Here is a 24,636-nt window from a genome sequence, read left to right as displayed (position 1 = left end):
CCTTAGCCTACCTGCCGGAGTTGCCCAGGAACTCTCCGGCGATCCGAATGAATCTCGAATTCGCCTCATCTTCTCCGATGCTGACCCGGACGCCTTCGGGCTGGAACGCACGCACGGACAACGCGTTCTCATCGGCTAGCTGCGCGAAGTCCTGAGATTTTTCGCCCAAGGGAAGCCATACGAAGTTCGCACGGGTCGTAGGGATGTCCCAACCCTGTTCCTCCAGGGCATTGACGACGCGCGTTCGCTCCGAGACGAGATGCCGGACCTGTTGCTCGACGTCGTCGGCGTGTTCGACCGAAGCGATGGCAGCTTCCTCGGCCAATTTGGTCACGGCGAAGGTCGTGGCCGAAACGCGGAGGTACTGTGTGACTTCCGGGTGCGAAATCGAGTATCCGACCCGCAAACCGGCGAGCCCGGCGGCTTTGGAGAATGTGCGGAGGAGCACGAGGTTCGGGTAGTCGGGGTAGAGATCTATACCCTCCGCGAGCCCGCCTTCGCTTCTTTCCTGCTCGTTGAGTTCGGAAGCCTGGCAGAACTCGAGGTAGGCCTCGTCCAACACAACCACGATGCGGGACGGGACCTTGGCCATGAATTCCTGGACCTTTTTCTTTGTCAGGGCCGGCCCGGTCGGGTTGTTGGGTGTGCACAGGATGACAACCTTGGTGCGATCGGTGATCGCATCGGCCATGGCGTCCAGATCATGCTCGCCGTTGGCCAAATTGGGTATACGCACTTCCTTGGCTCCCGCAAGACCTGTGACGATCGGGTACGCCTCGAAGGATCTCCACGGGTAGATGACCTCATCCTGGCTGCCGTCTTCGTTGCCACCCGCGAAGGCCGCGAGGATCTGGGCGAGAGCTCCGAGGCTCCCCGCACCGGTGACGATGTCATCCGGGTCGACACCGAGGTGCCGTCCCAGAACCGCGCAAAGCTCCGTGCACAACGGATCGGGATAACGGTTGGATGTCGAAAATTTCTGGATCACTGACTGAACAGCCGGAACCGGGCCGAAGGGGTTCTCATTCGAGGACAACTTGTATTGTTGAAGGCCTTCGACCGCACGGGGCGGCTTCCCCGCGGCGTACTTCGGCAATGCGCTGAAGACATGTCGCGGGGTGATTCTTTCGTCATGGGGGATCAGATTTTCGCTCATGAATTCCACTGTATCCGCTCATTCGAGCAAAAGTGTCAACGGTCACGCCAACGCTCTCCGTGCCATGCTTGAGGTCGACCGTCACTTCATCCTGCGGTCATAGGACTCGGATGATGCTTCGAAAGTCAGGGTCTGAACGGATGCCCCGACAGGAATCGCTTCCTGAATCATTCGTTGCTGTTCTTGCCCCTCGGAGGTCCGCGCCAATTCGCGGTCGGCGACCCGAGCGGCCCGCACATATGTCTCGGCGTCGTGCGTCATCTGGATTGCCCCGCCTTTCCCGACGTTGCTGCTCACGACGACGGCGTGATCGTTGCCTGGGTCGGAGCCCCCGCCGGTCAGGACCGGGACCGGATCGTTCACGTCTGCCAGGTGAAGGACTTTGGTCTTCGGGTCGACTCCTCGGTAGGTGACGGTAGGCGTCCCCGTGGTCACTACCCCACGGATGGTGTACCGCCGCGAAAATTCTCGGTTCGCAGCAAGGCTCATGGCGGTCATTCCGCCTTGGCTGAAACCGGAGAGAATGACGGGGTCCGTGGATCCGGCGCCTGCCTCCTGGAGAGCTCGATCGACCATCTGCATGAGCCCTGGGGACTCCGATAAGGGCGTACCGGGGCTTGTGGTCACGACGTCGAGGATACTGTAGGCGCCGTCAGGATCCGTTCGGCTCGAAAGATTGTCAAAGTCAGTCCCGGGGATCGAGACCACGAAGGATTTCGTGCCATCCGGTCTGTGCACGACCCTCACGTCGATATGGGCCAGGGACACGCGGTTCTGGGGACCGTGAGCGGCATCGTGCACGATATCGCGTTCCCCTGCCTTCTTGAGGCCCTCCGCAATAGTAGATACGTTGGCCGCCTCGCTCATCACCGTCATGGCAGAAGACTCGACGCGCCGGAAGTCTCTCAAACGAACGAGCCCCAGGCCCATGCGCCGCCTGAGCTGTTTGACCCGGGCGACGTCCAGGCGCAGATGTTCCAGGGGAATGCCGCTGCCCTTGATCGATGAACGCGTTGCTGCGGCCGTTCCGCGGACCGAGGCGTCGGCCGCGAGAATCGCACCACCCGTGGCCGCGAAGGTTCCCACGGCGGCCAGGAGGCCCAGAGGATTACCTCCGCTGAACATCGCGGATCCGTAAAGATGGCGGTAGGGAAGAGAGTGGACAGCGTCAAAGCCGCTGACCAGAACCTCAGCGAGGTGCTCTGCCTCCTCATAGGACGTCCGGGCCAGATGGAGTTTCGCACCGTACTCGGCCACGGACGACCCTAAGGACAGTAGAAGTTTCTGCGCTTCGTCGAGCTCCTGCGCGGCCACGACCGCTTCCGAGGAAATGCGGGCCCAAAGGTGTTCGATCTCGGTCCGAAGAGCAACGGCCGCGACCACGGCTCCACCGTAGATTTCTCCAGCTCCCTGCAATTCGGCCTCGAGGCGGGCAATCTCTTCGGTGTCGATCCTTTGCTGCGACGTTGACGTGCGCACCGTCGCGCTACCGGCAGGCACTGCGCCCCAACCGACCTGGAATGCGCCCGTTGCTTGGGCCGGGGCGAGTCCGAAGATGCACCATTCGCGAAGGCTGGCGTTCCACGGCGTGGTCATTGTGCACACCCGTGGTTTCCTGCGGCCACGGCGGCCAAGGCGTCTCGGACGAGGGAGGATTCCACGGTGTTCTCGTATGCGCTCCTCAGCTGCCGGACTGCGTTGGAGTCCAGCAGGGCCGCGGATCCGAAAGCGGCCGTTCCCACCGCCTCTCGGGATCGAGTTTCCGCCTCCGAAGCGACCCGACCGGCGGTTTGCACCATTTTCTCTTCCCAACCCGCCAACTCGTGTGAGATCTGTTCGAGCCGATGACGGATCTCCACGCCCGCCCGCCGTACACGGGATTCTGCCCTGCGCATCGCTTCTTCTGCGGCGTGAGATCGTGCGGCTTGGCGGCGAATGCCCTCCCGGAACAGTTCCGCCGCCGCGGATTCCCACGTGGTCTGGGCCGTCCCCTCGACTCTTGCCCCGGCTGACCGTACGGAAGCCAATTGCCCTGCCAATTGTTCCGCGAGGTCCGTGAGTCTTTCTTCGGCGGCCATTCCCGCACGCCGTACGACCATGGGCGCCACCAGCCCCAGCGCGGACACGATATCCATTTCTTCCCTTTCCTCCCCCGGGGAAGCGGATCACTTGTCCGCTTCGATGCCGAACATCCTGGCCCATGGAGAGTCGGGGCGTCTCCCACAGCGTCCGGTATCCCGCCACCGTGTGGACAACCGTTGAGTTCCTTCAGTGTTGATTGCCCTGTGGACAAACTCGGAGGGGCGTGGTGGCCGTGCCACAATAAAGGCATGGCCAATTCTTCAGAGAACACCAATCTGTCCAGTTCGACTCTCCCGAACGGGCGCACAAGCCTGACCCAGGTCTCCCCTCCCATTGCCCTCGGGCCCCTGGACGGTCGGTACCAGCCCCAGACCACACCGTTGACGGATTACCTCTCGGAAGCGGCGCTCAATCGCGATCGCGTGCACGTCGAGGTCGAATGGTTCATCTACCTCTGCCGCAATGAGGTTCTGCCCGGTCTTGCCCCTCTGACGGAGGACCAGGTAGCGGGTCTGCGCGCCATCGTGACCGATTTCGACGCCGACTCGATCAAGGAATTGGCCGAGATCGAAGCCGTGACAGTGCATGACGTCAAGGCGGTCGAATATTTCATCGGAAATCGCCTCGATGCACTGGGCCTAGGTCATCTCAAACCGCTCGTGCATTTCGGATGCACATCGGAAGACATCAACAATCTTTCCTACGCCGTGGGCATCCGGGACGCGGTCCACAACGCGTGGGCACCTGCCGCGCGGGAGCTCGTCGGTGTGGTGACCGACCTGGCCGAATCGGCCCGTGATATTCCCATGATGTCCCGGACCCACGGGCAGCCGGCGACGCCGACGACCCTCGGCAAAGAAATGGCCGTCCTCGCGTTCCGCCTCCAGCGGCAGATCAAACACGTGGAAAACCAGGAGTTCCTGGGCAAGATCAATGGTGCGACCGGCACATACGCCGCTCACTACGCTTCTGCACCCCAGGTCGACTGGCAGAAGGTGTCTCGCGGTTTCGTGGAGCACCTTGGCCTGACCTGGAACCCTTTGACGACGCAGATCGAGTCGCACGATTGGCAGGCGGAGCTTTACTCGAGCATCGCGCACTTCAACCGTGTGCTGCACAATCTCTGCACGGATATCTGGTCGTACATCTCAATCGGATATTTCCGGCAGATTCCGGTCGAGGGAGCCACGGGCTCGTCGACCATGCCTCACAAGATCAATCCGATCCGCTTCGAAAATGCCGAGGCCAACCTGGAAATCTCGTGCTCGCTTCTGGACACGCTCGCAGAAACACTCGTGACCTCCAGGTGGCAGCGCGATCTGACCGATTCTTCTTCGCAGCGCAACATCGGCGTGGCCTTCGGCCATTCGATGCTCGCAATGTCCAACGTGACCAAAGGCTTGACCAAGCTCGACGTCGCAGAAGACGCTCTCGCACGGGACCTCGACAGCAACTGGGAGGTCCTGGCCGAGGCAATTCAAATGGTCATGCGCGCGGAAGCGATCGCCGGGGTCGAAGGAATGGACAACCCCTATGAGCGGCTGAAAGATCTGACACGCGGGCATCGCGTGGACCAGGAACGCTTGGTCGAGTTCGTGTCCGGCTTGGGCCTTTCCCCCGAAGCGGAAGAACGACTCAAGAATCTGACGCCCGCAACCTACAACGGGATCGCTGGCCGGCTCGTCGACTACGTGAAGTAGCGAGCCCTCACGGGATCACGCTCAGTTGCGCACATCCGTCTCCGCTGGAAGAGGGTGTGCGCAACGGAGCGGAGAAGAATTACTCGTCCGTCCCGGCGCCCTTGGCCTTGGCGTCTTTGTCTTTCTTGTCAGCGCCGGCCGGGAGATCGCCCGCAAGTGCTTGGGCCTTCTTCTCTTCCTGCGGATCGTCGAACTTCGGTGCCCTGCCGTCCAGCTGGAGAGAGTCCGGGAACAAGGAGGGTGCCTTGCCAAAGGCTTCCTTGGTCGATTTGATGACCTGACGGCCCAGTGCAAGGTTGGCGCCGCCGCCGACGACGGCCCCCAGACCGAACGGCAGGGCCCGGCCGAGCATCGCTCCGGATTGACGGGCCAGGAAGCGCTTGACGAACATATTGCGGATGGTCTTGGAGACGCTGAAACCTTTCCCATCGTCCTTGCCCATCATGAGGCCCCATTTATTGGAGATTCCGGCTGTTCGCCCGGACTGCCCCAAGATCTGCTGCATGAGAACGGCGCCGTCTTCGCCGAGCATGAGGGCCATGACCATGGTGCGGGCCTTCTCGGGGTCCTCCACGTGAGCCCCGAAGAGCTCCGCCATGGACTGCGCGTAGATCGCGGTGCGTTCAAGGTACCCGCCCACCGCCACGACCGATAGGCCGACTGATGTGACAGTGCCGATCCCCGGGATGAACGCAGAGGCGCCCACGGCGCCACCGCCGACCGTGACATCGCGCAGATAGAGCTTTTCCAAACGATGTGCGATCTGCTCCGGGGTTTCATCGGGGTGCTTTTTCCGGAGTTTTTTGATCGAGGTGACGACGAGCGGCCGTTGAACCCGCAAAACGGTGTCCAGGGCCTTGTTCAGAGCCGGCTTTGGTTGCCCGCTGTCGTCGAATGCGTTTTTCATTGCGGAATCAAAGGGAAACTTCGGTGCCATACTCACATCTAACCACGCGCACGCAAGTGCACAACCGCACTCAGCCGAGAGCGCATAAACCACAGGCCACCCATCGAGGGCGTCTTTACGATCCCAGTTTTCGGGTGAAATCCTGCGTCTGGAGAGGGTCCAGAACCTCAGCGGGGTGCGGCCCTGCTTCCTTCCAGCGCTGCACGAAGTCCCGGGACCCCGTGGACAATCCCGGCCCGGCCGCGAGAATCAAGTTACCTTCCTGACGGCCGGAGATCATGGTTGCATCTGCCAACGTCCAGGCTCCCGAGGCCGTCCCGATCCGAGGGTCCTCGCAGGCGGTGTCTGACAGGAATTGTGCTTGTCTGGCAAAGAATCGAAGACCGGGGTCGTCACCCACATTGACGACCAGAACGCCTCTGTCGGAGAGTGTCGCGAGCGCTTCCGCGTAGAAGTCCCGGCACGCCAAATGTTCGGGTGAATCCTTGCCCGAGAATATATCGACGAAGACCAGGTCCAGCCCGTCACCGCCCTCGGACCTCGCGTCTTGCGTCAGTCTGGAAAGCGCTGCACGGGCGTCGTCGGTCAGCATGTTCAAACGTGTACCGGCGGGAAGCGGCAATTCGCGCAGGACCAATGAAGGCAGCTCGCGCTCGATCTCCACGGCTGTTTGGGGCGATCCCGGTCGGGTGGCTTGAATATATCGGGGCAACGTCAAACCACCGGCCCCTAGATGCGCGGCGGAAATCGGCTCGCCCGGAGGGGCGATCGTATCCACGATATTGCCGACGCGGCGAAGGTACTCGTAGAAGATACTTTCGGGATGATCAAGATCGACATGCGATTGTTCGGCACCCCCGATGTCCAGGACGTAGCCGTTGTCGCTGAAGCCGTCCGGAAGAATCACCGCGTTGAGTCCCGAGAGCCCCAGATGGACGCTGTGGCCTCGGCTCATACGATGAATTCCCCGGCTTCGTGGTCGTAGTGACTCTTCGGTTCGAGTTGGATCGTCGAATGGGCAATCGACACGTCGAAGTGCTCGGAAATGCACTTCTGAATTTCGCAGAGCAACTGCGCGCTCTGCCCGTCCTTGAAGCTCTCGTCGTCCAGGACCACGTGGGCAGTCAGAACGGGAAGGTCGGTCGAAATCCTGCTCGCGTGGAGATCGTGAACTTTGACCACGCGAGGATGGTCCTCGAGGTGCCGTTTCACGTCTTCCATGTCGAGCCCCGGTGGGGCGCTCTCCAAGAGTACGCTGACCGACTCTCGCAGAATGAGAGCAGCTCGCGGAATGATCAGGGCACCGATGAGCAACGCGACCACGGCGTCGGCTTGCATCCAGCCGGTGGAGGCAATGACGAGCGCTGAAATGATCACGGCAACCGAGCCCAGAGCATCGTTGACGACTTCCAAAAACGCGGCCCTGAGATTAAGGTTCTTCTCCCCGCCGAACAGGACGACAATGGCCGCGATATTGCCGAGGAGTCCCACGATGCCGAAGACGATGAGTTCTCGGTCGGCGATCGGCTGCGGGTGGGAGAACCGTTGAATTGCCTCGATGATCACCATGATTCCGACGACGATCAGTACCGTCGCCTGGACCGCGGCCACCAGGATTTCCACCCGTTTCCACCCCCACGTCCGATGGTCCGTGGCGGGCCGGGATGAGAGCACCGCGGCGCCGAGGGCCATTGCCAGCCCGGCGGCGTCGGTCAAGACATGAACGGTGTCGAAGAGCAACGCCAAAGAACCGGTGAGCACGGCACCGATCATTTGGGCAAGGAATATGAGAATCGAGATGCCGAAGGCGACCGCCAGACGTGTGCGCCCCGCACCGGCACCGTGCTGATGACCGTGATCGTGATTGTGCCCCATCGGAACCGCACCTCCATTCATAAGCGTTTACTTATATTTTATCGCAGGGGGTGTGCGTGGTGAAGGGCAGTTCTGCGGTATTACCTCACATCGAATTCCCTGAACTCACCGGTGGGTTCAGGCCTCGATTGATCGACGTCACTGACGTGACCTGCCGTATCTCCGGAAGTCAGCGCGGCATACAATGCGTCCACGCCTTTCCGCGAGCCTTCGGCCACGATTTCCACGCGGCCGTCCGGCAGGTTTTCCGCGTAGCCGATCAGTTCGTGTTCCTGGGCGATGCCGCGAGTCCACCAGCGGAATCCGACACCCTGGACTCTCCCGGAGACCAGCGCTTCCAAGCGCGCCTCCGGGAGGGCTGCGGCGACGTCGGATCCTGCCGGAGACTGATCCTTGCCTCGGATGGAATCCCAGAGTCCCATGGGGCTCCCCTAGGCCAGCTTGTCCGTCGCGGGTGCGTCCGCGAGAGCCTGGGCGATCGGGGTATCACCGTCGGTGAAGGGCAAAGCCTTGCGCACGGTGGTCTCGTCCGCGAGGGCGGCCGCCAGGACTCGAGCCACGTTGGCGCGGGATGCCTTGTTTCCGCCTGCTTCGGTGGTGACGTTGATCTTGCCGGAGGGCTCGTCGAGCGAGAGCGCGGTCGGGCCCATGATGGTCCAGTCCAGACCGGTCTCGCGCAAATGCTGATCCGCTTCTGCCTTCGACTGGGCGTAGGCGTAGAAATCGTCGTCCTCAGGAACGCCGTGATCGAAGGAGGCGCCCAGGTAGGAAACCATGAGGTAACGCTTCACGTCGGCATTCTCCGCGGCGTCCATCGATCGGATTGCTGCGTCACGATCGACCTCCCACGTGCGCTCGGGGTCGCCGCCACCCACACCTGCAGACCAGATGATGGCGTCGAAGTTCTGGTCCTTGAAGACCTCGGTCATCTGCTCGGTCGAGAGATCCGAGATGTCCTTGACCAGGGCGTTGGCGCCGGTCTCTTCGACGTCGCCGACTTGGTCCTGCTTGCGGATGATCGAGGTGACGGTGTTGCCTTCGTCGACCAAAAGTGGTGCCGTCAGGAGCGCGATCTTGCCGTGTCCACCGATAATTCCTACGTGTCCCATAGTCAACTCCTTTTGAAAGCGTTTGTCTGTCTTCCACCACAACCATCGCACCCACGCATTTATGCCGTAACCCCTTCTGATCGACGGGTCATATGAGTTGGTGGCATCCGGATATCTTCTGCTAAAGTGACATTCGCGCTGTGGAGCGGTCCGTGACCGCAAAGCGTGAGCGCAGGCCTCCTTAGCTCAGTCGGTAGAGCGTTTCCTTCGTAACGAAAAGGTCGCCGGTTCGATTCCGGCAGGGGGCTCCATGTAACAGTAAGGCCCCGGAACCACGCTGGTTTCGGGGCCTTACTGTTGCATCCGTGGACGCGATCCTTCGAAGAAGCTGAATCCGATGTGGGCCGTTCCCCGCGCCGTCGTTCCGTGAACAGGAAACGACCGAAGGACCCTGGACGCGCGGACCGGAATCAGCACCGCTGGGGTTGGAAGCCCGCAGCACGGGCCGGCACGCCCCTCGCCCTTCAACCGAAGCATTTGCCACAATGAGGACGAAACTGAGTTAACGAGTGAGGTTTTAATTTGACGACTACTTATCATCGCAACGAACGCGCCGCGGACCTCCCAGCACGCCTCTCACGTTCTTGGTTGCTGACTTCTGCCGTGAACGTTGCCTCCTTCGAGCCGAATTACGAGTCGGAAGCGGACTCGATCATCCTCGACATGGAAGACGCGGTCCCGGCCGACCAGAAGGAACAAGCCCGCGAGAACGTCGTCAACGCCCTCAACAACGGCATGCGCGCGTGGGTCCGTATCAACGACATCACCACCAAATTCTGGGAAGACGACCTGGCCGCACTGACCAGTGCCAAAGGTCTTCGCGGATTGGTGCTGGCCAAGACCGAGCATCCCAATCACGTCACCCGCACGGCCATGATGTCCCACGCGGGCACACCGGTCATTGCACTGATCGAGTCGGCCGTCGGGATCGTCAATGCGGTCGACATCGCCAAGGCTCCCGGAACTTTCCGTCTGGCTTTCGGTATGGGTGACTACCGCAAGGACACCGGCATCAGCGATGACCCGTTGGCACTCGCGTATCCGCGATCGGCCTTGGTCATCGCATCCCGCGTGGGAGAGCTGCCGGGACCGATCGATGGTCCCGCCAACGGCGTGGATGACAAGGGACTCTTGGACGCCAGCCGGTTGAGCGCATCGATGGGTATGACGGGCAAGCTCACGCTGAACCCTGCCCAGACCGACACGATCAACCACGGTTTGGCTCCTTCCGAAGAGGAGATCAGCTGGGCCCGGGAGATGCTGGAGAAAGACGAAGGCGGTTCGGTCCCGAAGGACGGTTCCTACTTGCCCCGTCTCGCCCGTGCGCGGAAGGTATCCGAGCTGGCTCAGACGTACGGAATGTGGGGTCGCTGACCCAAAGCCTGACCGCTCCGCCGCGTCACCCGAGCCCGTATGCGTGCAGAAGGCCCCGGACCCTTGAGGGTCCGGGGCCTTTTTGGGTGAGTGGTCAGGAAAGCTTCCCGTCACGCATCGTGACCACCGAGTCGACCTTGTCCAGCAGGTCGGTCTCGTGGGTGACCATCACGGTCGCCACGTTGAATTCCCGGGTGACCTCGCGGAGCAGCTCGACGATCTCGAGGGAACGCTCGTGGTCCAGGGCCGAGGTCGGCTCATCCGCCAGGAGGAGAGCCGGGTTGCCCATCAGCGCACGAGCAATATTGACCCGTTGCCGCTGTCCTCCCGAAAGCTGATGCGGACGGCGATCCCCCGCACCTTCCAGGCCGACCCTCGCCAACAGTTCGTCGGCCGCGCGGCCGCGTTCCTTGAACTTTGCGCCCCGCAGTCCACGAATGTGTTCTCCTACCAGCAGTTGCTCTCGTGCCGTGAGCGACGGAATGAGGTTGGGTTGCTGAAAGACGACGCCGATCTGCTCGCGACGCAACCCTGCCCTCGTCTTCTCCGGCTGCCCGACTGCCTCGATACCGTTGACCTTGACCGAACCGCTTGTGGGTTCGACGAGGGCCCCGGCCACCGCCAGCAGGGAGGATTTGCCGGACCCCGACTCCCCGACGAGCGCGGTCATCGTCCCGCGCTCTGCCCGGAAGGTAACGGCGTCGAGGGCGGTTACGGTCCGCGGCTTGCCGTCCGCAGTGGTGCCATCCGGATATTCCAGGGTGGTTTCGTGAATTTCTAGGGCTGGCATTGATTCCTTCTCGCGATGCTGGGTTCCTGCTACATGTTCTGCGACGTGGGCCATCATGCTTAGTTGCCTCCTAGGGCGATGAGCGGATCAATTTTTGCGACCTTGCGTACTGCGACGAGGGAGCCGAGCATCCCGAGCACCCAGATCCCGGCGGCGGGCAAGAGTGTTGTGCCCGCGCTCAACTGGAAGGGCACACCGTTCTGCGCCAACCAGCCGAGGCCCGCACCGAGCCCGAGCCCGAGGACCGCTCCGACTGCAAGAACGATGCCCGCCTGACCGACGGCGTCCTTGATCAGGTAGCGGCCACCGGCACCGAGAGCGCGGAGAATCGCGATGTCACGAGTCCGCTGGATCGTCCACACGGTCAGGAAGGAGACCGTCACGAGTGCCGAGATCCCGTAGAGGAAGGCCTGCATGGTCAGCAGTGAACTGTGTTCCGAGGAGTAGGCGGGAAGCCCCGAGAAGGAATCCTTGACCTTGGACACCACGGTACCGGTCTTGTCGGCGGCGTCGTTCCAGGCGTCCTTGCTCAGGTCGCCCTTGAGAGCGACTGCGGTGCCGACCACAGCGTCCTCACCCTCTGAAGGGACGTGGGCGACGGACTGCCATCCGGCGGTATCCACCCAAGCGATGGGGCTGTGGCTGTAATACTCGTCCGGGACGACGCCGCTGACCTTGAATTTCTGGCCCGAGATGTTGACCTCGCGCCCGACGCTTGCGCCTTGGTCGTCCGCGATGGACTGGGATACCACCACGCCGCCGGAGCCCGGCTCGGTCGAACCGTCGATGGCCTTCCCGACCGCGTCACCGACGGTGTTGGAATCATCCGGGACGCCGACGACCGCAACTCCAGCGCTGCCTTCGGCCGCGAGCTGCGTCTGGGCGAAGCCGACCGGGACTGCAGAGTCGACGTCGTCGGTTTCCTCCCACTTCTGAGCCTGGCTCTGCGTGATCTGGGAGGCCGAGTAGTCGACCTTCGCTTCATGTTCCGAATCCGAGCCGGAGACGCTTGTTGCCGGAGCTCCGAAAGCGAATCTGTCCGGATTGATGGCGGTGAGCCCCGATGTGTTTTGTGAAGCAAGGCCGCCGGTCAGCCCGGTGAGCATGACCAGCAGAAGCGTGATCAGCCCGACGACCGAACCGATCAGGGCGAACCTCCCCTTGGCGTAGAAGACGTCTCTGATACCGACGAACATCTTGGTTCCTTTCGAGTGGATTTCGTTGGTACCCACTCTTCCGCGCATGCCTCACGCGCACATCGGAAGGAATGCTGAACCTCGGGTCATCCATTCGGTTGATGCCCGGTCAGCCCTTCCCCGCTAGTGTGGGAGGTGTGAGCTCCCCGAACACCCTTGCGCCCCAGGCGGCCCCGAGCCGGGTCCTGCAGACATTGCGCATCGCTCTGCACGTGATGTTCGCTTTCCTCCTGGTCTTCGGGTTGATTCGTTATCTCGGCGGAAGCTCCGACACCCCGAGTACGGTGCCTGCGATCTGCGCGATCTGTTCCGTCGTACTCTTGGGCGCTATCTACCTCACCGGAACCGTGTGGGAGAACAGGTATGCCCGAGCGTTGCGGTCGGGTCACGTCACGACCGCGGCGAATCCGCGCCGTTTTGCCGGGTGGTGGCTCGGAGGCGTCACCGTTGTCTGGATCGCGCTGCTCATCATCTCGGCGAACTTCGTGTGGGTCGTTTTTCCTCTAATGTTCCTTTTCCTGCACCTGCTCAAGCTGTGGCAGGGGGTCATTGCGGTCGGGGTGCTCTGGGCAATGGCATCTTTCGTGCCCCTGTGGGAACTGGCCCGTGCCGACCAATTGGACAGCTTCACCCCGGGATCGCTTCTGGGCCCCATGCTGGGCGCAGGCCTGGCGATCATCATTTCCACGGCATACCGGTCATTGCACGACGAAGCGCTCCACCATCTGCGCGTCGCCGAGGCCCTGCGCATCGCGCAAGCCGAGCTCGCCGAGAAAGAACATCAGGCCGGCCGCATGGAAGAGCGCGAGCGACTGGCACGCGAAATCCACGACACTGTGGCCCAAGGACTGTCGTCCATAGTCCTCATGTCCCGTGCGACCGCCGGAAGCCTCGCCGCGGGACGTCTGGACGAGGCTGGGTCCTGGGTCGGGACCATCCAGGAAACTGCATCGGAGAATTTGGACGAGGCCAGGCGGTTCGTCAAGGACTTGTCCTCCCCCGAGCTGGGGCAATCGCTCCTTCCCGCACTGCGCGTGACGTGCGAAAGGACGCAGAGCCAGGCTGCGGCGTCTGGCCAGTCCTTGCGTTGCGAACTCCGCGTCGAAGGCAAGGACGCAGCCGATCTTCCCCAACCCGTCACCTCCGCGCTCTTGCGCGCCGCCCAAGGAAGCCTCGCCAACGTCGCAAAACATGCGAATGCAGACCTCGCTGTGGTGACTCTTGCGGTCTGGGAGGCCGAAGTCACCTTGGATATCTTCGACGACGGAGACGGCTTCGACCCCGCCGCCGGTCTGAACGATTCGTCAGAAGGCGGTTACGGCCTCATAGGATTGCGTCGTCGCCTGGAGACTTTGGGAGGCAGCCTTTCGGTCGACTCCTCTCCTGGCGAAGGAACAGCTGTCGGGGTTCGTATCCCGCTGACCTCTGCGCACACCGCAAGCGACAACGAAGGGGGAGCATGAGCTCCAAGATCAGGGTTCTATTGGTCGACGATCACCCCGTGGTGCGAGCTGGATTGCGCGCTCTCTTGGACGGATTCGACGAAGTCGTGGTCGTGGCCGAAGCCGGCGACGGCCGGTCAGCCCTCGAGATCGCTGAGTCGAATACCGGAACCGACCAGGCCATTGACCTCGTGGTCATGGACATACAGATGCCCGAGATGGACGGGATCACCGCTACCGCCCGATTCAAGGAGATGCAGGGTCCGCCGGTATTGATCTTGACGACGTACGATACGCAGGCCGACATCGTCGCCGCGGTGCGAGCCGGTGCCCTCGGATATCTCTTGAAGGACGCACCTGCCGAAGCCCTTCGACGGGCCGTCGTGGATACCGCGGCAGGCAAGAGCACCCTGGCCCCGGAGGTCAGTGCGGCTCTCATGGCCAGCATGCAACGTCCCGAGCAGAACCTGTCGGAACGGGAGACCGAGATACTGCGCCTGTTGGCCACCGGGTTGAGCAACCGTGAGCTGTCCAAGAAACTGTTCATTTCCGAGGCGACCGTCAAGACGCATCTCGTGCACATCTACGGGAAGCTCGGCGTCGAGAATCGGACGGCCGCGATATCCAAAGCTCGCGAGAGCAAATTGATCTGATCCTCTCCTCCGAGTTGCCAAATGGCCCCGTTTCAGTATGAAAACGGGGCCTTTGAACGATGCGAAGTGTCCCTCCGGCAGGAGGGAGTTAGCTTTCCGACTTCCTCTGCTCGTGGAGGGCCTTGCGGCGGTTGTACTCGCGCTTGAGACGCTGCCGAGGGTCACTCTCCGAGCTGCCCTGGGCAGGTCCGATAAACAGCAGGAGGGTACTGACGGCTCGATTCTGGAGTCGGAATCCCAACGAGAACTGATCGCCTTTTTGGGGCTTGCTCATGACTGTCCCTCCATTAGTTTGTGTACAAACTCATTGTACGCAAACTATGACGTCAGGCAATCCGGTTTAGAATCTATTGCGGCCACGACAGCACACGAATCTCCTCACGGGTAGGGAGCGACACGAATGAACAAACCGGACTTCCCCACGGAAGATCCCCTCGCCTTGGAAAGCCAGGTCTGCTTTGCGATTTCCTTGGCTTCCCGCAGTGTGATCGCCGCGTATCGGCCTGTCTTGGAGCCGCTCAAGCTGACACATCCGCAATACCTGGTCATGCTCGCCCTGTGGCAGCGATCCCCTATTTCGGTCAAGGAATTGGGTGAACGCCTGAGCATCGACTCGGGAACGCTTTCCCCGCTCCTCAAACGCCTCGAGACGCAGGGCTACCTCACCCGAGACAGGAATTCCCAGGACAACCGGTCCCTCGACATAGCCCTGACCCGGACCGGCAAGGAGTTGAGGAATGAGGCCGAGAAGATTCCGGGAATCATGATGCAACGACTCGGCATGGACAAAGAAGAACTACAGGCCCTTCACTCGTCGATGATGAAAGTCGTCAACCACGTACGGGCTCAGGGCTGAGGCGACCGTCCGCCTCAGGCCGCCGGGCACCAGAAACTGCCGCTGACTCCCCCACCGCTAACGCCTTCACCGACCGAGGAGCCGCTCGTCGCACCGTTCGAGGCGTACACGCACTCCGAGCCCGACCAGAGACTCGGCGAGACTGTAGAGCGCTCGACGAAACACCACAGATCAAGCCCATTAAGCGGCCGAAACGTCCCCATCGGCAGATTCACCCGAGCCCTCGACGAGCCGGAGGAGCCGAGCAGCCTCCGCAACCTGCTCTTCGACCGTGACTACTCGCCGCTCGACCGACTCAACCTTGGAGCATCCGCCCGCGCATGCACCGTCGCATCGCATCATGGCCAAGGCCTCAGCACACAATGCCAGCGAATTGCCCGCCTTGGACAGGGCCCGGTGCAGATCGGCGTAATGACCTTCCCGCGAGGCCGGAACATCGGTTGAATCGCTGGGCGCCACCCGCTGTGCACCGGTTGCTATCCCTCGTACCTCGGGCAAGAGGTCGGCCAGTCTATTGGCGGCCGGAATGAGGGCATCGAGAGAGGCCTCGTCATCCACCCTCTCCAGAATCTGGTGGAACCGGTCGAGGCCGCGCCGAAAACGGTCATGGGCACGGCGCCATACGCCTTGCCCCATATCGGCGGAGTCACGCCTCCCCTGGACGAAATCCTTGAGCCCCACGGTCCCTCCTCTCGCATGCCCGCCATCAGCGGGTTAGGTCTACCTCACTAGGATACAGGGTCAATGACTTATTGACACACTGTCACTTCACGAAGCCGACGCCAAGATCTTCAGGACAATGCGCAGTACCTTCCCAGACGGTTGGTCCTGAGCGATCGGATCAGACGGCCATGCACTCACGCCTGTCGCACCGGAGATTCCCAGCGAATCGCAACGCGGCGTCATACAGCGGACCTTCTCGATGCCCCAAGGAATTTTCCAGCATTGAATAGTCGTTGAGAGGTCAGATTCACGACTCTCCAGTAACTCGAAAGGTATGCCCGAACATGGCAGGCTTCACGACTCGAACCATCCACGCTCTCGAAGATGTTGAGAAGGGCGCGGTAACGCCACCGGTCTATGCGGCGTCGACCTTTCTCCAGCCGACCGAAGGCGGCGAGGGAGAATACGAATATCAGCGGGGCGGCAACCCTACCCGCGACAACGCGCAGCAGACTCTCGCAGCACTGGAGAATGCCACTCACGCATTTCTGTACGCGACGGGCATGGCCGCAACCGCGGCGGCTCTAGGCACCTTGCGGGCCGGTGAGTCCGTCATCATGTCGTTGCCCGTCTACGGCGGCAACTATCGCTTCGCGACCATTGAGCTGCCCAAGCGCGGGGTAGAGCATCGTTTCGTCAACGATCCCAATGCGCTGACCGATGAGGACTTCGACGATTCCGTCACGATGGTCTTCCTGGAGACGCCGTCCAACCCGACGTTGCGCGTCGCCGATATCCGGCGGATCGCGGATTTAGCGCATCGCCACGGCGCGGTCGTCGTCGTGGACAATACTTTCCTGACCCCTTACCTTCAGCGTCCGCTCGATCTCGGGGCCGATATTACGGTTCAGTCGGCCACCAAATACCTTGCCGGACACGGCGATCTGCTGGGAGGCGTTGCGGCAACCAACGACGAGGCGCTCTCAGAAGAACTGTTCAAGGCTCAGCTCATTTCCGGTGGGGTGCTCTCCCCCATCGATTCGTACAGGCTCCTCCAAAACGTCAAGACCCTCGCCCTACGCATGGATCGCCAGCAGGAGAACACCCGACGCGTCATCGAGGCCATCCAGGACCATCCTGCAGTCGCCCGAATTCACACCCCAGGTTCGTACAGCGCCGAGGAATCCGAGATCCAGAGCCGGCAGGCGGACGGGCCCGGCGCGGTGTTCTCGATGGAGATCGCGGACGGCAAGAACATCCAAGCCTTCCTGGGCGCGCTCAGGGTCTTCGGATTCGCCGTGAGCCTCGGCGGCATCGAATCTTTACTGTGCCTTCCCGCAAGCATGACTCAAGGCGCCTATTCTGAGAAAGACCTAGTCACAGCGGAGATTTCCGAAAACCTCGTGCGAGTGGCCGTGGGCATCGAGGACTCGGAAGACTTGATTTCCGACCTCGTCGGCGCGTTGGACGTGGCCTAAGGTCGAAAGGAAGACCATGACATCACTACCTACCCGGCGACATGCGCTCGGGCTCGTCGGCATGGGGGCCTTTGGCGCCTTGCTTACGGCGTGCTCATCGGAAAGCTCAGGTGACGACGCCGCGACCACGGGTACCGGTCTGCAGGCCATCCAGAACAACGGAACTCTTCGAATCGGCATGGAAGGCACCTTCCGGCCTTACGGATACCACGACGGCTCGGGCGAACTCGTCGGCTTTGAGAAGGAGATCGGTGACCTGATCGCCCAAGATCTCGGTGTCAAGGCCAAGTACGTCGAGACGCAATGGGACTCGCTCATCGCAGGTGTCGATGCGGGACGCTACGACATCATCATCAACAACATCTCGGCCACGGACGAACGCAAAGCGAAGTTCGACTTCTCGGTCCCGTACGCCGAAAGCCAGGGGAAGGTCGGAGTCGTCGAGGATTCCCCGATGAAGACCACCGACGAGATCTCCGGCCATTCGGCAGCCCAGACCGAAACCTCGAATTTTGGTCAGCAGATGGCCGCCGAAGGAGCCAACCTGGTCCCGGTGACCGGCTTCGACGAAGCCGCGATGCTGGTTTCTTTTGGCCGCGTGGACATGACCGGAAACGACTTCGTCACCTTCCAAGCGTTCTTCGAACAACGGCCGGACCACAAAATTCGACTGCTCGATGGAAACCTCGGCGATCCCTCGCAGGCCGCAGTCCTGATGGGCAAGGGGCAGGAACAGCTCAAACAGGCCATCGATCAGTCCCTCAAGAAGCACATGGACGACGGAGATTTGAAGAATATCTATCAGAAGTACGTCCAGACCGACCTGACTCCTACGTCAGCCACCTCGTGAGCGAAGCGAAACCATGAACGAAACTTTGAATCTCTGGGCACAGTCACTGCCCCAGTTGCTGATGGCGACTATCAAGGTCACCATCCCGCTGAGCATCATAGCGTTCGTCCTAGCGCTGATCGTCGCCGTGCTCGCCACCGCGATGCGCATGGGCCGTATACGAATTCTGCAATGGATTTCTCGCTTCTACGTTTGGTTGTTCCGTGGAACACCGATTCTGGTGCAACTGTTCATCATCTTCTACGGGTTGCCCGCAATAGGGATCACGCTTTCGGCCTGGACGTCCGCGATCATTGCGTTCACCTTCAACACCGGCGCCTACGCCGCTGAGACGTTGCGCGCCTCGGTTCAATCGATTCCTCGCGGACAGCTCGAGGCGGCAAAGACATTGAACTTGACCAGTTGGCAGACCCTCCGTCACGTGGTGGCTCCCCAAGCCATGCGGATTGCCCTGCCGCCGCTGGGGAACGACCTGATCGACCTCGTCAAGGGGACCTCGCTGGTCATGGTCATTACCCTGGCCGATGTCTTTCAGGTGGGGCGCCAGATCGCGGCAACCAATTTCCAACCGCTGGCTCTCTACATCGAAGTCGCAGTCATTTACCTGGTGATTTTCACGATCCTGTCGTTGATCCAGAGCCGGGTCGAAAAAGCTTCCTCGCGCTACATCAGGAGCACCAATGCTTGAGCTGAAAAACGTATCGAAGTCCTTTGGGGACAACACCGTCCTGAACGGTGTGGACCTGCAACTGCGTGAGGGCGAAACAACGGTGGTTCTGGGCCCCTCAGGTTCCGGCAAATCGACCCTGTTGCGCATCATGGATCTGTTGGAGGTGCCTGAATCCGGGACCTTGCTCATCAACGACGACGCGGTCGAATTCGGCGGCCGTCTCTCCGATGCTCAGATTCGGTCCATACGCCGGCATTCGGCCATGGTCTTCCAGGGCTACAACCTCTTTCCCAATCAGAACGTATTGAAAAATGTATCGCTGCCACCGGTTCTGAATGGCAAAGTTTCGCCGTCGGAGGGCGAGGCCCGCGCCAAGGAACTACTCCGCAAGGTGGGCCTGGCGGATCGACTCACGGAGTATCCGGACAACCTCTCCGGCGGTCAGCAGCAACGCGTGGCGATTGCACGAGCCCTGGCCGTCGCCCCCGACTATCTGCTCTTCGACGAGCCGACCTCCGCGTTGGACCCTGAGTTGGAGGCCGAAGTCATCAAGGTTCTGGTCGATCTGGCCGAGGAGAAGCGATCACTGGTCGTCGTGACCCACAACATCCAGTTCGCTCGGAAGGTTGCCGACCGCGTGATCTTCCTCGACGACGGTCACCTCGGCTTCGACGGCGCCCCCGATGAGTTCTTCTCTTCCGAGAACGAGCGCATCAAGCGTTACCTCAATACGTTCACGGCAATCTGAGGCCGCGACGCCCCCCCCGTTAGCTTTTTCGGGGCGTCATCATCCACGAGGATGAAGGCTTAGGTCACCAGCCGGCCCCGGGATGACGTTGCCCATCCCAGTCGCGCATGATCCGAAGGGCCGGGTGTCACCGGGACCGGTTTGGTCCACCCGGATCGCTCATAGAAGATCGGCCCAACTGCCTGGGGCTTTGTAACGTGGATGCGAACAGGCGAACTACCCGGTCACCTCACTCTATTGATGGAACCCACCTCGGAGAAGGTGACCACCGTAGAAGCACTCCCACACAAAAGCGGCGCCCGCCCTTCTCCTGCACATAGGCAGGAGAAGGGCGGGCGCCGCTTTTGTGTGCAGCCGCTAGCAACACCTCGCGCCAGGATTGGCTTCCTGGTGGTCGGTCAGCGAACGCCAATATTCTTTCTCGCTCATGGGCGGCTCGGAGTTTCCATGGCGTCGATGGTAGTCCAGGTAGCGTTCATACTTGTCCGCGCCCAGAACGCCAGAAGCGAACCGAACGATTGCGGACTTTCGGATCTTGTTCATGAGGGTCAAGAATTCTTTCATAATGTCCTCTCCGGACGGAGCCTAATGTTCCCTTGCCGCCACCGTGGGCTTGTCAGCGCCGGCGTCGTACTCGGCCCACTCTTTTTCGAGGGCTCGCTCCGCCGGGGTCGGGATGAGCCCGGCTGGCGCATAGAACTTCGATTCGACGAAGGGATCCTCGTGGTCCTTGCCACGATGGCCGTTCACCGCCCGGATCGTCACGATCAGGGCCGCGATGACAACGATCAGTGTCAGCACCACGAAGAGGATCGATAGGGTCCCCTGGACGAACGTATTCCGGACGACGGCTTCGATTTCGGCGGGCGACTTGGCGGTTCCGAATTTCTCGGCGCCCGAGTCCAGAGCGGACTTGGCAGCGGAGTAATTGGACCAGTAGCCAACCTTCGGATCGCTCGAGAAAATCTTCATCCACGAACCGGTCACGGTGACGACGACGTCGAAGGCAAGCGGAAGCGCGATGATCCAGAGGTATTTGAATCGGCCCTTCTGCGCCGCGATGGCCAAGCAGACTGCCAAGCCGACGGCGGCGAGGAGCTGATTGGCGATACCGAACAACGGATAGAACGTGTTGATGCCACCCAATGGGTCGGTAACACCCAGGATCAGAATCGATCCCCATCCCGCGACCATGATCGCCGTAGTGACCCATGCGCCGACTCTCCAATGCGGATCCCGGAACTTTGGGACGAAGTTTCCGAGGGTATCGGAAAGCATGAAGCGCGAAACACGTGTACCCGCGTCCACGGCGGTGAGGATGAAGAGCGCCTCGAACATGATCGCGAAGTGGTACCAAAAGCTCATGAGGTTGAGCGACGGAATCATGGAATGCATGATTCCGGCCATGCCAACCGCGAGGGTCGGGGCGCCACCGGTTCGCGAGACGATCGTGTTCTCGCCGACGCCCTGGGCCGTCGCCGTGAGCTGGTCCGGAGAGACGTCGACGCCGGTGAGTCCGAGCGAGTTCACGAAAGCAGCCGCGCCTTCGACCGTTCCACCGGTCGAACCTGGGCCGGCGTTCATCGCGAAGTAGATACCTCGGTCCACAGTGATCGCGGCGACCAAGGCCATGATCGCCACGAATGATTCCATGCACATTCCGCCGTAGCCGATGAAACGGGCCTGACGTTCCTTCTCGACCATCTTCGGCGTCGTACCGGAAGCAATCAGCGCGTGGAATCCGGAAAGCGCGCCGCAAGCAATGGTCACGAACAGGAATGGGAACAAGGAGCCAGAAAAAACCGGTCCGTCAGACCGCGAAGCAAACTCACTGAACGCCGGAACCGAGATCTCGGGCCGTACCACGATGATTCCGACGGCCAGCAGAATGATCGTCCCGACCTTCATGAAAGTCGAGAGGTAATCACGCGGTGCAAGAAGCAACCAAACGGGCAGGACCGCGGCGATGAAACCGTAAATGATCACAAACCATGCCAGCGAGACACGGTCAAGAGTGAAGAGCTGGATCCCCAGTTCCGAGTGTCCGACCCAACCGCCCACGATGATCGCCGCGAGCAGCAAAACGAATCCGATCACGGAGACTTCCATGACCTTGCCTGGTCGGATGTACCGCAGGTACACGCCCATGAACAGGGCAATCGGAATGGTCATACCTACCGAGAAGACGCCCCACGGCGACTCCCCCAACGCGTTCACCACGACGAGCGCCAGGATGGCGGTAATGATGATCATGATCGCCAGGGTTGCGACGATCGCCGCATAGCCGCCGACGACGCCGAGCTCATCACGAGCCATCTGACCGAGTGAACGGCCTCCACGTCGCATCGAGAAGAACAGGACAAGATAATCCTGCACGGCACCGGCCAGGATCACACCCGCGACGATCCAAATCGTGCCTGGCAAGTAGCCCATCTGAGCGGCGAGAACCGGTCCGACGAGCGGCCCGGCCCCGGCGATGGCCGCGAAGTGGTGTCCATAGAGAACACGGCGGTCAGTCGGCATGTAGTCTTTGCCGTCTTCGTTGTACTCAGCGGGGGTAGCTCGCCGGTCGTCCGGTTTGAGGAGCTTGTTCTCGATGTATTTCGAGTAAAAGCGGTAGGCAATGAAGTAACTGCACACCGCCGCGAAAACGAACCAGATGCCGTTGACGGTTTCTCCCCGGACCAAAGCGACCATGACCCAGCTGAATCCGCCGACCAGCGCGATCAACACCCATACGAGGATTTTCTTCCAGGTCCAATTGGAATGTTCCTTTTCCAGGACCTCAGGAGCCACGTGATTGGGTGGGCGCCCGTCGGCGGATTCAGGGGGTCGATCGACCGGGTGAGCAGATGCGGTACTACTCATCGTGAGCCTCCATTGCTTCGATAGTGTGAGTGATTTCTGCGACTCAAATCATCTTGGCACATGGCGGTCGTCACGAATTATTTATTTCAATGCATCACCAATACTGTCTTGCCCAGCTGTTCCCCTGAGTCGAAGTACTCGTGCGCGGCTTGGACATCATCGAACGCGAAACGGCGTTCCACGGCCGGGTCGATCAGTCCGTCGGCGATCAGCCGCCACACCGCGCCGGCCATGTTGCGCAGAATCTCGCCCTTCTTCTCAGATGTACGACCGCGCAGCGTTGTTCCGCGGACCGTCGCTCGTTTGGACATCAATCGGGCCAGATTCAGTTCGCCTGTAGGACCGCTCTGAACGGCAATCACGGTCAGCAGACCGTTGAGGCTGAGCGACTTCACATTGTCCGAGAGGTAGTCTCCTCCGACGACATCGAGGATGGCCCGAACGCCTTGGCCCTCGGTTTTGTCCTCGATCACCTCGGCGAAATCTTGGTCCCGGTAGTTGATGACCACGAGCTCCCCGAGCCGCTTCGGCTTGGTCTTGCGCTGGTTGGCCTGTTCCTGCCGAGTCGCCAGGTCCTTGACCCAATCGGCTTTCTCCTGGGTGCCGACGGTCGTGAACACGTGGTATCCAAGGGCACGACACAGTTGAACCGCGTGTGCGCCTATACCTCCCGTGCCGCCGTGGATGAGAACTGACTGCTCTCCGTCCTTCTGCTCCGGCCCATCCGGGTTAAGCCCGCCGGGCCCGAATAGATTGGACCACACGGTTGCGCCGACCTCCGGCAACGCGGCCGCATCGACGAGATCGATTCCAGCCGGCGCCGGCAGCACTTGCGCATGATTGACGACGACCTGCGTCGAATATCCGCCTCCGGCCAGGAGCGCCACTACGTTCTGGCCCTGTTTGAGGAACGAAGTTCGGGCGGCGTCGTCTCCCAAGTGCGCAATGGTTCCGGAGATCTCCAGTCCGTAAACGTTCGAAGCACCTTTTGGCGGCGGGTATTTGCCCTTTCGCTGCATCGTATCGGCTCTGTTGAGACCGGCTCCGCTGACGTTGATCAGCACATCGTCCGGTCCAACCTCGGGCGTCGGCTCTTCGGTGATGCGCAGCGCTTCCGGGCCACCGTGTTCGTTCTCTACGACGGCTTTCATCCTCTACCTGCCTTCCAACGGGGTTGCAGTCTTAGACAAGCCATAGCGACTGGCTGTACCATTGACAATCGCGCTATGGAATCGCTCGCCAGTCTAGGCGGGTAACCTGAACGCAGGGAAGCTTGTCCGAGCGGCCGAAGGAGCCGGTCTTGAAAACCGGTGTGCGGCAACCCCGTACCATGGGTTCAAATCCCATAGCTTCCGCAGTATGAGGAGCCCCCGGTTCGTTGCACAAGCAGCGGTCCGGGGGCTTCCTCGCTCGAATACCGATGCCGGCGCAGGCCGAGATGCGCAGCAACGAAGTCGTTGCCTTCTCTCCGATGCAGCAAGGGCCTCAGGAAAGTGCCGAGCGAGTTCGACAATCATCCTTGCGTCACCGAAACCCCGGCCCTTCAGCCGCTTTCCGTTTCATGAGGCACGGCAGCGTACGTCCGCATTCGAAGAGGAATCGCTTATGAGTCAGATAGCACCTGACCGCATCTCGAAGGCGGATCGAATCCTCGTCTTGGGCGTCTCAGGATGCGGCAAATCCACCGCGACACGTCGGCTGGCCTGTGCGATCTCCGCACGACCTTTCGACTTTGACGACCATGTCCTCTGGGCACCGGCCTGCGACGGAGCCTGGACTCACCGGAGTCCGACCCAACAGCGGCAACGGGCCCAATCCATCGCCGCTCATCGTCGCTGGGTTCTGGCAAGTTTGGGGAGCGAATGCGCAGATGTGTTCCTGCCCCGAACAGACCTCATCGTTTATCTCGCCTATCCTCACCGGGTGACGCTGAGTCGTTTACTCCGGCGGACGCTGCGTCGCGTACTCTTCAATGAGGAAGCCTGCAATGGCAACCGCGAGTCCTTGTGGCGGCTGTTCACCCGGGACTCAATAATCGGCTGGTGGTGGCAGACTCGGAACAGAGCCCGAACCGAAATCCCTCAGTACGACGCCGACCCAGCGGCCCCCGCAATGGTCGTGTTACATCACCCCCGAGAATTGAATCGCTTGACAGAGGTCCTCGCCGCGACCTCGTCCAACGAAGCAACCATTTCCGGCGAATCCTGACCCTACGAAAG

General features: G+C 61.1%; 25 protein-coding genes and 2 tRNA genes. 12 read left to right on the top strand and 15 right to left on the bottom strand.

Going from position 1 to position 24,636, the window contains the following annotated elements; all coding sequences use genetic code 11:
* Positions 1 to 7 precede the first annotated feature (7 nt).
* The 3 genes from sake_RS02545 to sake_RS02535 all read right to left on the bottom strand — a co-directional run bounded on the left by sake_RS02545 (position 8) and on the right by sake_RS02535 (position 3,291).
* Positions 8 to 1,156 (bottom strand): histidinol-phosphate transaminase, encoded by a 1,149-nt coding sequence (locus tag sake_RS02545; protein WP_178945398.1) that lies wholly within the window; start codon positions 1,154 to 1,156, stop codon positions 8 to 10.
* An 81-nt stretch (positions 1,157 to 1,237) separates the two neighbouring features.
* Positions 1,238 to 2,761 (bottom strand): hypothetical protein, encoded by a 1,524-nt coding sequence (locus sake_RS02540; RefSeq protein ID WP_178945397.1) that lies wholly within the window; start codon positions 2,759 to 2,761, stop codon positions 1,238 to 1,240.
* Complete coding sequence (locus sake_RS02535) at positions 2,749 to 3,291, bottom strand: hypothetical protein (protein WP_178945396.1); 543 nt, start codon at positions 3,289 to 3,291, stop codon at positions 2,749 to 2,751. The genes sake_RS02540 and sake_RS02535 overlap by 13 nt, the downstream gene beginning before the upstream one ends.
* 195 nt (positions 3,292 to 3,486) lie before the next feature.
* On the opposite strand from sake_RS02535, the gene purB reads away from it, so the two are divergent.
* Positions 3,487 to 4,938, top strand: a complete 1,452-nt coding sequence (gene purB / locus sake_RS02530; protein WP_129358844.1) for an adenylosuccinate lyase — start codon at positions 3,487 to 3,489, stop codon at positions 4,936 to 4,938.
* A gap of 79 nt (positions 4,939 to 5,017) precedes the next feature.
* On the opposite strand, the gene sake_RS02525 is transcribed toward purB, so the two are convergent.
* The 5 genes from sake_RS02525 to sake_RS02505 all read right to left on the bottom strand — a co-directional run bounded on the left by sake_RS02525 (position 5,018) and on the right by sake_RS02505 (position 8,829).
* Entirely contained in the window at positions 5,018 to 5,845 is an 828-nt protein-coding gene (locus tag sake_RS02525; protein WP_178945395.1) for a di- and tripeptidase, read from the bottom strand.
* A 115-nt stretch (positions 5,846 to 5,960) separates the two neighbouring features.
* On the bottom strand, positions 5,961 to 6,800 hold the full coding sequence (locus tag sake_RS02520; protein ID WP_129358842.1) for a spermidine synthase: 840 nt from the start codon (positions 6,798 to 6,800) through the stop codon (positions 5,961 to 5,963).
* Complete coding sequence (locus sake_RS02515; protein ID WP_129358840.1) at positions 6,797 to 7,720, bottom strand: cation diffusion facilitator family transporter; 924 nt, start codon at positions 7,718 to 7,720, stop codon at positions 6,797 to 6,799. The genes sake_RS02520 and sake_RS02515 overlap by 4 nt, the downstream gene beginning before the upstream one ends.
* Before the next feature lie 80 nt (positions 7,721 to 7,800).
* Positions 7,801 to 8,142: an acylphosphatase gene (locus sake_RS02510; RefSeq protein WP_178945394.1), complete on the bottom strand. Its 342-nt coding sequence runs from the start codon at positions 8,140 to 8,142 to the stop codon at positions 7,801 to 7,803.
* Positions 8,143 to 8,151: 9 nt separating this feature from the next.
* Positions 8,152 to 8,829 carry an NAD(P)H-binding protein gene (locus sake_RS02505; RefSeq protein ID WP_178945393.1) on the bottom strand — a complete coding sequence of 226 codons (678 nt, stop codon included), beginning with the start codon at positions 8,827 to 8,829 and terminating at the stop codon, positions 8,152 to 8,154.
* A gap of 175 nt (positions 8,830 to 9,004) precedes the next feature.
* Between sake_RS02505 and sake_RS02500 the strand changes: the two genes are divergently transcribed.
* Positions 9,005 to 9,080 (top strand) — tRNA-Thr (locus sake_RS02500).
* A gap of 271 nt (positions 9,081 to 9,351) precedes the next feature.
* Positions 9,352 to 10,203 carry a CoA ester lyase gene (locus sake_RS02495; RefSeq protein ID WP_129358834.1) on the top strand — a complete coding sequence of 284 codons (852 nt, stop codon included), beginning with the start codon at positions 9,352 to 9,354 and terminating at the stop codon, positions 10,201 to 10,203.
* A gap of 94 nt (positions 10,204 to 10,297) precedes the next feature.
* On the opposite strand, the gene sake_RS02490 is transcribed toward sake_RS02495, so the two are convergent.
* On the bottom strand, positions 10,298 to 11,047 hold the full coding sequence (locus sake_RS02490; RefSeq protein WP_371811970.1) for an ABC transporter ATP-binding protein: 750 nt from the start codon (positions 11,045 to 11,047) through the stop codon (positions 10,298 to 10,300).
* A gap of 5 nt (positions 11,048 to 11,052) precedes the next feature.
* Complete coding sequence (locus tag sake_RS02485; RefSeq protein ID WP_129358832.1) at positions 11,053 to 12,189, bottom strand: ABC transporter permease; 1,137 nt, start codon at positions 12,187 to 12,189, stop codon at positions 11,053 to 11,055.
* A 137-nt stretch (positions 12,190 to 12,326) separates the two neighbouring features.
* Between sake_RS02485 and sake_RS02480 the strand changes: the two genes are divergently transcribed.
* Both sake_RS02480 and sake_RS02475 read left to right on the top strand, forming a co-directional pair.
* A complete protein-coding gene (locus sake_RS02480) occupies positions 12,327 to 13,652 on the top strand; it encodes a sensor histidine kinase (protein WP_197964449.1) in 1,326 nt (441 codons plus the stop codon).
* Complete coding sequence (locus sake_RS02475) at positions 13,649 to 14,284, top strand: response regulator transcription factor (RefSeq protein ID WP_129358828.1); 636 nt, start codon at positions 13,649 to 13,651, stop codon at positions 14,282 to 14,284. The genes sake_RS02480 and sake_RS02475 overlap by 4 nt, the downstream gene beginning before the upstream one ends.
* Before the next feature lie 88 nt (positions 14,285 to 14,372).
* On the opposite strand, the gene sake_RS02470 is transcribed toward sake_RS02475, so the two are convergent.
* Positions 14,373 to 14,558 carry a hypothetical protein gene (locus sake_RS02470; protein ID WP_129358826.1) on the bottom strand — a complete coding sequence of 62 codons (186 nt, stop codon included), beginning with the start codon at positions 14,556 to 14,558 and terminating at the stop codon, positions 14,373 to 14,375.
* A gap of 126 nt (positions 14,559 to 14,684) precedes the next feature.
* Between sake_RS02470 and sake_RS02465 the strand changes: the two genes are divergently transcribed.
* A complete protein-coding gene (locus sake_RS02465) occupies positions 14,685 to 15,140 on the top strand; it encodes a MarR family winged helix-turn-helix transcriptional regulator (RefSeq protein WP_129358824.1) in 456 nt (151 codons plus the stop codon).
* A 180-nt stretch (positions 15,141 to 15,320) separates the two neighbouring features.
* On the opposite strand, the gene sake_RS02460 is transcribed toward sake_RS02465, so the two are convergent.
* Positions 15,321 to 15,821, bottom strand: coding sequence for a dehydrogenase (locus sake_RS02460; protein WP_238147532.1), 501 nt, complete (start codon positions 15,819 to 15,821; stop codon positions 15,321 to 15,323).
* 326 nt (positions 15,822 to 16,147) lie between these two features.
* Here sake_RS02460 and sake_RS02455 point away from each other — a divergent pair, with 326 nt between their 5' ends.
* From sake_RS02455 to sake_RS02440, 4 genes are read left to right on the top strand one after another with little or no spacing between them, the layout of a single operon-like run.
* Positions 16,148 to 17,281, top strand: a complete 1,134-nt coding sequence (locus tag sake_RS02455; protein WP_178945392.1) for a PLP-dependent aspartate aminotransferase family protein — start codon at positions 16,148 to 16,150, stop codon at positions 17,279 to 17,281.
* A gap of 16 nt (positions 17,282 to 17,297) precedes the next feature.
* Positions 17,298 to 18,131 (top strand): transporter substrate-binding domain-containing protein, encoded by an 834-nt coding sequence (locus sake_RS02450; RefSeq protein ID WP_178945391.1) that lies wholly within the window; start codon positions 17,298 to 17,300, stop codon positions 18,129 to 18,131.
* A 13-nt stretch (positions 18,132 to 18,144) separates the two neighbouring features.
* A complete protein-coding gene (locus tag sake_RS02445; protein ID WP_129358818.1) occupies positions 18,145 to 18,819 on the top strand; it encodes an amino acid ABC transporter permease in 675 nt (224 codons plus the stop codon).
* Positions 18,812 to 19,549 (top strand): amino acid ABC transporter ATP-binding protein, encoded by a 738-nt coding sequence (locus tag sake_RS02440; protein ID WP_129358816.1) that lies wholly within the window; start codon positions 18,812 to 18,814, stop codon positions 19,547 to 19,549. The genes sake_RS02445 and sake_RS02440 overlap by 8 nt, the downstream gene beginning before the upstream one ends.
* Positions 19,550 to 19,906: 357 nt before the next feature.
* Here sake_RS02440 and sake_RS02435 read toward each other — a convergent pair whose 3' ends face one another.
* From sake_RS02435 to sake_RS02425, 3 genes are all read right to left on the bottom strand, one after another.
* Positions 19,907 to 20,113: a YbdD/YjiX family protein gene (locus sake_RS02435; RefSeq protein ID WP_238147531.1), complete on the bottom strand. Its 207-nt coding sequence runs from the start codon at positions 20,111 to 20,113 to the stop codon at positions 19,907 to 19,909.
* A gap of 21 nt (positions 20,114 to 20,134) precedes the next feature.
* Complete coding sequence (locus sake_RS02430) at positions 20,135 to 22,417, bottom strand: carbon starvation CstA family protein (protein ID WP_178945390.1); 2,283 nt, start codon at positions 22,415 to 22,417, stop codon at positions 20,135 to 20,137.
* Positions 22,418 to 22,503: 86 nt separating this feature from the next.
* A complete protein-coding gene (locus tag sake_RS02425) occupies positions 22,504 to 23,568 on the bottom strand; it encodes an NAD(P)H-quinone oxidoreductase (RefSeq protein WP_178945389.1) in 1,065 nt (354 codons plus the stop codon).
* A 116-nt stretch (positions 23,569 to 23,684) separates the two neighbouring features.
* Here sake_RS02425 and sake_RS02420 point away from each other — a divergent pair.
* Together sake_RS02420 and sake_RS02415 are read left to right on the top strand one after the other, a co-directional pair.
* Positions 23,685 to 23,772 (top strand) — tRNA-Ser (locus sake_RS02420).
* 250 nt (positions 23,773 to 24,022) lie between these two features.
* Entirely contained in the window at positions 24,023 to 24,625 is a 603-nt protein-coding gene (locus sake_RS02415) for an adenylate kinase (protein WP_178945388.1), read from the top strand.
* The last annotated feature ends 11 nt before the right edge of the window (positions 24,626 to 24,636 follow it).

The organism is Kocuria sp. TGY1127_2 (assembly GCF_013394385.1).
Lineage (GTDB): Bacteria > Actinomycetota > Actinomycetes > Actinomycetales > Micrococcaceae > Rothia.
The sequence above is the reverse complement of the archived record's forward strand: the minus strand, read 5'-3'. Positions and strand labels throughout refer to the sequence as shown.

Coding starts and splice junctions, on each gene's coding strand:
- sake_RS02425 (WP_178945389.1), bottom strand. CDS start 23,568: ATGAAAGCCGTCGTAGAGAACGAACACGGTGGCCCGGAAGCGCTGCGC.
- sake_RS02430 (WP_178945390.1), bottom strand. CDS start 22,417: ATGAGTAGTACCGCATCTGCTCACCCGGTCGATCGACCCCCTGAATCC.
- sake_RS02520 (WP_129358842.1), bottom strand. CDS start 6,800: ATGAGCCGAGGCCACAGCGTCCATCTGGGGCTCTCGGGACTCAACGCG.
- sake_RS02470 (WP_129358826.1), bottom strand. CDS start 14,558: ATGAGCAAGCCCCAAAAAGGCGATCAGTTCTCGTTGGGATTCCGACTC.
- sake_RS02545 (WP_178945398.1), bottom strand. CDS start 1,156: ATGAGCGAAAATCTGATCCCCCATGACGAAAGAATCACCCCGCGACAT.
- sake_RS02485 (WP_129358832.1), bottom strand. CDS start 12,189: ATGTTCGTCGGTATCAGAGACGTCTTCTACGCCAAGGGGAGGTTCGCC.
- sake_RS02525 (WP_178945395.1), bottom strand. CDS start 5,845: ATGAAAAACGCATTCGACGACAGCGGGCAACCAAAGCCGGCTCTGAAC.
- sake_RS02440 (WP_129358816.1), top strand. CDS start 18,812: ATGCTTGAGCTGAAAAACGTATCGAAGTCCTTTGGGGACAACACCGTC.
- sake_RS02515 (WP_129358840.1), bottom strand. CDS start 7,720: ATGGGGCACAATCACGATCACGGTCATCAGCACGGTGCCGGTGCGGGG.
- sake_RS02465 (WP_129358824.1), top strand. CDS start 14,685: ATGAACAAACCGGACTTCCCCACGGAAGATCCCCTCGCCTTGGAAAGC.
- sake_RS02455 (WP_178945392.1), top strand. CDS start 16,148: ATGGCAGGCTTCACGACTCGAACCATCCACGCTCTCGAAGATGTTGAG.
- sake_RS02445 (WP_129358818.1), top strand. CDS start 18,145: ATGAACGAAACTTTGAATCTCTGGGCACAGTCACTGCCCCAGTTGCTG.
- sake_RS02505 (WP_178945393.1), bottom strand. CDS start 8,829: ATGGGACACGTAGGAATTATCGGTGGACACGGCAAGATCGCGCTCCTG.
- sake_RS02490 (WP_371811970.1), bottom strand. CDS start 11,047: ATGGCCCACGTCGCAGAACATGTAGCAGGAACCCAGCATCGCGAGAAG.
- sake_RS02435 (WP_238147531.1), bottom strand. CDS start 20,113: ATGAAAGAATTCTTGACCCTCATGAACAAGATCCGAAAGTCCGCAATC.
- sake_RS02415 (WP_178945388.1), top strand. CDS start 24,023: ATGAGTCAGATAGCACCTGACCGCATCTCGAAGGCGGATCGAATCCTC.
- sake_RS02535 (WP_178945396.1), bottom strand. CDS start 3,291: ATGGATATCGTGTCCGCGCTGGGGCTGGTGGCGCCCATGGTCGTACGG.
- sake_RS02475 (WP_129358828.1), top strand. CDS start 13,649: ATGAGCTCCAAGATCAGGGTTCTATTGGTCGACGATCACCCCGTGGTG.
- purB (WP_129358844.1), top strand. CDS start 3,487: ATGGCCAATTCTTCAGAGAACACCAATCTGTCCAGTTCGACTCTCCCG.
- sake_RS02510 (WP_178945394.1), bottom strand. CDS start 8,142: ATGGGACTCTGGGATTCCATCCGAGGCAAGGATCAGTCTCCGGCAGGA.
- sake_RS02450 (WP_178945391.1), top strand. CDS start 17,298: ATGACATCACTACCTACCCGGCGACATGCGCTCGGGCTCGTCGGCATG.